The 6,077-nt window shown below is 66.7% G+C and carries 6 protein-coding genes; all 6 read left to right on the forward strand.

Features of this window, described 5'->3' with window-relative positions:
* Nucleotides 1–410, forward strand: a 410-nt coding sequence (locus tag AC04MI_RS22695; protein WP_476498770.1) for an anti-sigma factor, incomplete at its 5' end; no start/stop codon positions are given.
* Between the two features lie 149 nt (nucleotides 411–559).
* Nucleotides 560–2,113, forward strand: a complete 1,554-nt coding sequence (locus tag AC04MI_RS22700; protein WP_476498771.1) for a DUF4331 domain-containing protein — start codon at nucleotides 560–562, stop codon at nucleotides 2,111–2,113.
* A gap of 17 nt (nucleotides 2,114–2,130) precedes the next feature.
* Nucleotides 2,131–2,382: a hypothetical protein gene (locus tag AC04MI_RS22705; protein ID WP_121943468.1), complete on the forward strand. Its 252-nt coding sequence runs from the start codon at nucleotides 2,131–2,133 to the stop codon at nucleotides 2,380–2,382.
* 95 nt (nucleotides 2,383–2,477) lie between these two features.
* Complete coding sequence (locus AC04MI_RS22710) at nucleotides 2,478–3,620, forward strand: hypothetical protein (RefSeq protein ID WP_436078045.1); 1,143 nt, start codon at nucleotides 2,478–2,480, stop codon at nucleotides 3,618–3,620.
* Nucleotides 3,621–3,628: 8 nt separating this feature from the next.
* Nucleotides 3,629–4,948: a HupE/UreJ family protein gene (locus AC04MI_RS22715; RefSeq protein WP_436078044.1), complete on the forward strand. Its 1,320-nt coding sequence runs from the start codon at nucleotides 3,629–3,631 to the stop codon at nucleotides 4,946–4,948.
* A 146-nt stretch (nucleotides 4,949–5,094) separates the two neighbouring features.
* Complete coding sequence (locus AC04MI_RS22720) at nucleotides 5,095–6,027, forward strand: DUF3034 family protein (protein ID WP_436078043.1); 933 nt, start codon at nucleotides 5,095–5,097, stop codon at nucleotides 6,025–6,027.
* Nucleotides 6,028–6,077 lie beyond the last annotated feature (50 nt).

Genomic DNA, 6,077 nt, shown 5'->3' on the forward strand with positions numbered 1-6,077 from the left:
ATGGAGGCCTGCGTGCCACCACGGGCGCGCAGATCGCCGCACTGCAGCAACAACTGCAAGCCACACCCCAGATCCAGTACGTGGCGGTGCTGGCCGATGACAAGGCCGACGCGTCGATGCTGGTGACGTTCGACCCCAAGAACAACCAGCTCGTGCTGCAGCGCGTGGGCGGTTTCCAGGAGGGTGCGGACAAGTCCTTGCAACTGTGGGCGCTGCCGCCCGCTGGCGGCCCGCGCTCATTGGGCGTGCTGGGACAKGACAAGCTGCTCAAGCTGGTGGCCCAGGAGGGCGATGTGAAAGAAGTCCCCACGCTGGCCATCAGTCTGGAGCCCAAGGGGGGTGTGCCCAGCGCCACAGGCCCGACCGGGCCGGTGCTGTTCAAGGGCGCTCTGATCCGCAAGGCCACCTGACACCCGGGTTCCAGGCAGTTGCTTACAGGTCTGGAAGAACCGGTGGCAAAAGAAAAGAATAGTCGCCACCGTTGAATCCACGGGTTTCTCTTCGTCGTATTCAAGGTGGGGTGCTTGGCACCCCACCATCCACCTACGAGGAGATCCCCATGCCATTGAAAAAAATCAGTCTGGCCGTGCTGGCTGTTCTGGCTGCCAGCGCAGCGGGCGTCAGTCTGGCGTCCAGCCACCGCGAGGCGCCGTTCATCACGACCCAGCCCAAGGTTGACGGCAGTGACTTCTACCTGTTCAACAGCTACGAACCGGGTCGAGCGGGTTTTGTCACCATGATCGCCAACTACCTGCCGCTGCAGGATGCCTATGGCGGCCCCAACTACTTTAGCCTGGACTCGAATGCGCTGTACGAGATCCACATCGACAACAACGGCGACGCAGCGGAGGACATCACCTTTCAGTTCCGCTTCAAGAACACGCTGAACAATGGTGGCAACGGCATCACACTCGATATCGGCCCTGACGGTGCCCGCAAGAAGGTGGCCATTCCGCTGCGCAACGCCGGTGGCATCAGCGGCGCAGCGGGCGACCCGCTGGCCTACCGCRAAGAGTACGAGATGTTCATCGTGCGCGGTGACCGCCGTACCGGCAAGCGCGAGCAGATCACCATGGCCGGTGGGGGCACCACCTTTACCAAGCCCATCGACTACATCGGTGAAAAATCGCTGGGCAATGCGGCCGCCTACGACGCCTACGCCGGCAAGTATGTGTATGGCATCAACATCCCCGGCTGCTCCACCCCCGGCAAGGTGTTTGTGGGCCAGCGGCAGGACCCGTTCCCGGTGTCGTTGGGCACCATCTTTGATCTGGTGAATGCACCTGCCGCCGTCATCACCAGCGAGTCGAATGCTGCGGCCTTCGGCGCGGGCCAGATTGCCAACAAGAACGTGACGTCGCTCGCGGTGGAAGTGCCCACCAATTGCCTCACGGCGGCATCGGGCGAGAAGGTCATTGGCGGCTGGACCACTGCCAGCCTGCGCCAGGCCCGCTTGCTCAATGGCAAGCCAGACTCGGGCCTGCAGACCAGCGAGAAGGCCGGTGGCGCATGGACGCAGGTCTCGCGCCTGGGCATGCCGCTGGTCAACGAGGTGGTGATTGGCCTCAAGGACAAGGACAAGTTCAACGCATCCAAGCCCAAGGATGATGCGGCCAACTTTGCGGACTACGTGACGCACCCCACGCTGCCCGCGCTGGTCGAGACGCTGTTTGGCGCAAAGGCCCCCACGAATTTCCCGCGTACCGACCTGATGACGGCCTTCCTCACGGGGCTGCCCACCGTCAATCGCCCCGGCAACGTCACCGGCCTGGGTGCTGGAGGCCCCCTGGCCGAAATGCTGCGCTTGAACACGGGCATTGCCGCCACGGCTGCGGCTGCGCAGAACTCGCTGGGGGTGGTGGCAGGGGATGCGGCCGGCTTCCCGAACGGCCGCCGCTTGGGCGACGACGTGGTGGACGTATCGCTGCGCGTGGCCATGGGTGCGCTGTGCACGGTGACGGGTGCCACGGACACGCTCAAGGTGGGCTGCAAGCCGGGTGATGCCCCGGCAGGAGGGGTAGCGTTTGTGGACGGCTCGCGCACCAAGGCGACGGACTACCGTACGGCGTTTCCGTATGTGAACCCACCGCTGCCTGGTGCCAAGAACTTCTGATCCGAAGGAGCCACACCATGCAAAAGAACCTTCGGATTCAGCACCTGGCCCTCACTTCGGTGGCGGCATTGGCCATCACCGGTTGCGGCGGGGGCGGTAGCGGCGACAACACGGCAGACCCTGGCAATGGGGGCCCCGTGATGGTGAACGCGTTCGCGTATGTGCAGCCCATTGTKGCCAGCGGCGCATCGGACACCACCGAACCTCAGGCGGTGGACCAGCTGGTGCTGTCCAGCACCGAGGCTGAAGAGCCCGATTCGCGGCTCTGACCCTCGCGCGATGTCCTGGCTGCGCCCTGAAGGGGGTGGCCAGGGCGTGCGTGGGTGATTGTGTCTCTTTCGATATCCGTTGTTGTCACGAGCCCATGAAGAAACCTCATCACTGTGTGTGCGTGGCCTTGTGCCTGGTGCTCTGGGCGGGCACGGCCCTGGCGGCCTTGCCGCAGGACTTGCCACCCGGCCTCAATGCCGATGTGGTCGAGCGTCTGCCCGAGCGTGTGAGCGCAGCCCCCGCCACGCCCCAGGCCGCTGCCGCCACGGCCCGGCGCTGGATCACGCTGTCACGCGAGACGGCGGACCCGCGGTACCTGGGCCGGGCACAGGCGGCCCTGGCACGCTGGTGGGGCCAGGCGGACGCCCCGGCCGATCTGCTGGTGTTGCAGGCCACCGTAGAGCAAGGGCGCCATGAATTTTCAGCCGCGCGCGCCACGCTGGAGCGCGCCTTGCAAACCAACCCCGCACAGGTGCAGGGCTGGCTCACGCTGGCCACGCTGGAGCGTGTGGCCGCGCGCTATGAGGCCGCCGAGGCCGCCTGCCGCAACGTAGCCCGCTATGGTGCTGCGCTGTACGCCACCGCCTGCCTGCTCGAAACCCGTTCACTGCAAGGCCAGCACGATGCCGCACGCAATGGCTTCACCGCCCTGCGACAGCAGGTGGCGGGGAATGCCGCCCAGCGGGCCTGGATCGGGTCGCTGCTGGCCGAGAGCGAAGAGCGCGCAGGTCGCGATGACGCTGCCGACGCGGCCTACCGCCGCAGCCTGGCCGATGCCCCCGACGGCTACACCGCGCTGGCCTATGCCGACCAGCTGTTGCGCCGCAATCGTGCGAGCGCCGCACTGGAGGTGCTCAGGCACCAGCCCGACAGCGACTCCGTGCTGCTGCGGCGCGCGCAGGCCCTTCGGCTGATGGGGGACGCCGCGTGGCAGCCCCTGGTGCGCGACCTGGAAGCCCGTTTTGCCGCTATCGCGGCGCGCGGAGAGGGGCTGGACGCCCACGCCCGGGAGCGGGCCTTGATGGCGCTGTGGTTGCAGGGGCAGCCCGCCGCCGCATGGAAGGCGGCCCGCACCAACCTTGCCCTGCAAAAAGAGCCGCTCGACTGGTGGCTTGCACTGCAGACCTCTGAGCAGTCGGGCGACGCTGCTGCCCACCAGGCCGTGCGGCAGGCCCTGCAGCAAGCGGGACTGCAAGACCTGCGCCTGGCGCGCTGGCAGACTCGGGGAGCCCAATGATGCGCTGCATGCACTGGTTAACAGGCCTCCTGCGCCCACACGGGCGTTCCCTGCGGGCCATGGTGGCTGTCGCGTTGGCTGCCGCAGCACTGGCGCCCAGCGCCTGGGCCCACAAGGCCAGCGACGCCTATCTGCGGGTGACGGATGCGCTGGCACCCCAGGGCACTGCAGGGGCGGGCGCATCGATAGGCCTTGTGCTGTCGGTGGCCTTGAAGGATGTAGATGCCGCGCTGGAGCAGCTCGATGCCGATGGCGACCGCCAGCTCACATGGGGCGAGGTGCGACAGTCCATGCCCGCCATCGTCCAGTGGGTGGGCCAGGGCATGTTGTGGCAGTGCGACGGAACGGCGACGGTGCCTGCCTGGCGCTTTGAAGCGTTGGAGCAGCGCACCGATGGGCGTTACGCGCGGCTGGCTGCCACGCTGCCCTGTGCGCCAGCCCAGGCGGTCACCCTGCGCTACGGCCTGATGCAGGGCATCGACCCCACACACCGCCTGCTGGTGGGCGGCGCGTTGAGCGGCCAGACGCTGGCAGCCGTGCTGGCCCCTGACGGGCGCTCCGGCACCGACCTGCGCTCTGCGGGCAGCCGCGCCGGACAAGCGGGGGCAGACGGTGCGGAAGGGGCTCAAGGCACGGACGCAACAGAGCCCGGCGCCCCACGCGGCGGGTTGGCCACGCTGCTGCACTTTGTGACCGAGGGGGTGCACCACATCCTGTCTGGCTACGACCACCTGGCCTTTTTGCTGGCACTGTTGCTGCCCATCTCCCTCGCGCGGCCGCAGCCCCGCCACCGCGATCTGCCATTGCACACGGAGTCCGGCACAACACCGATCGCTGACACCCCGGCCTCCGGCGCCAGGGACCGCTTCGCCGGGATCAAGGCGCTCCTGCTCACGGTGACCTGTTTCACCGTGGGCCATTCCATCACGCTGGCACTGGCAGGCCTGGGCTGGGTCACCGTGTCGGGCAACTGGGTGGAGCCCGCCATTGCCATCAGCATCGGCATCTCGGCGTTGCTGAACCTGTTTCCCGTCCAAGGCCTGCGCAGTAGCTGGCTTGCTCTGGGCTTTGGGCTGGTGCACGGGCTGGGTTTTTCCGGGGTGCTGGTTGAAGCGGGCGTGGCGGGGGCTTCGCTGTTGTGGGCTCTGGCGGGGTTCAACCTGGGGGTCGAAGTGGGTCAACTGATGGTGGTCGCCCTGTGGTGCGCGGTCTCGGTGGCACTGGCGCGCAGGGCGTGGTACCGCTCGGTGGTGGTGCATGGGAGCTCCGTCGCGTTGCTGGTGCTGTCGCTGTACTGGACCGTGCAGCGCCTTGCCTTCACTGGCTGACGAGAACGGTGCCCGGTCCGTCGTGGGGGCCAGACCCTGCTCAGGCGCTAAAGACCCTTTGCGGTACTCTGGATTCACATCTGGACGCCGCCCGTGTGCGTAATGACGCTGTCGTAGCAATTATTTACAAACACGAGGAGCGCCCCATGAAGAGTCCCCTTTCCATCGCCGTGCTGGCTGGCGTTGCACTGGCCTGCAGTGCGGCCCAGGCCGATACCGGCAAGCTGCTGCTCACCGGTGGTGTCAGCACTATCGCCGGATCGGCGGGCGGCGGGCTGACCCCCTGGGCAGTGATTGGCAGCAACGCCACCGAGGGCGAGGTGGGTGTCAGCGCCTATGCCACCCGCGCGGCCACCCAGGATTACAGCCTGAACGGCTATGGCGTGGCCCTGGGGCTGCACGACCGCCTGGAGCTGTCGCTGGCGCGCCAGGACTTTGATGCCTCGCCCGCGATCGCGCTCAACGGCATTGCGCCGTTTGGCGTGACACCCGGCCAGCACATCAAGATGGATGTGCTCGGCATCAAACTCAAGGTGGCGGGCGACGCGGTGCTTAACAGCGACAGCTGGATGCCCCAGATTGCGGTGGGGCTGGAGCACAAGCAGGTGCACCCGGGCTCCATCAGGTCAGTGCTGGACTTTCTGGGCACCAAAACCAGCGGCACCGATGTGTACGTGAGCGCCACCAAGCTGCTGCTGGCGCAAAGCGTGCTGGTCAACGGCACGCTGCGCTACACCAACGCCAATCAGAACGGCCTGCTGGGCTTTGGCTCGGCCGCACCTGGCAAGAACAGCCGCAGCCTGCAGCCCGAGTTCTCGGTGGCGTACCTGATCAGCAAGAACCTGGCGGTAGGCGCCGAATACCGCTTCAAGCCCAACAACCTGCAGGCGCTGGGCGCTGCGGCAGGCCTGGGTGCTGCGCTGCGCGAAGACGACTGGAAGGACATCTTCGTGGCCTGGGCGCCCAGCAAGAACGTATCGCTCACGCTGGCCTATGTGGACCTGGGCCGCATCGTGCCCGGCATCACCCAAAACCGCCGCCAGACGGGCTACTACCTGTCGGCCCAAGTCGCTTTCTGAGGAGATTTTCATGACCCACTCCAAAACCCTCATCGCCATGGCCATCGCCC

The organism is Acidovorax sp. LjRoot204 (assembly GCF_056175785.1).

What these genes read in the sequence shown, in the direction of transcription:
- AC04MI_RS22720 (WP_436078043.1), top strand. Translation starts at nt 5,095, where the DNA reads ATGAAGAGTCCCCTTTCCATCGCCGTGCTGGCTGGCGTTGCACTGGCC.
- AC04MI_RS22715 (WP_436078044.1), top strand. Translation starts at nt 3,629, where the DNA reads ATGCACTGGTTAACAGGCCTCCTGCGCCCACACGGGCGTTCCCTGCGG.
- AC04MI_RS22710 (WP_436078045.1), top strand. Translation starts at nt 2,478, where the DNA reads ATGAAGAAACCTCATCACTGTGTGTGCGTGGCCTTGTGCCTGGTGCTC.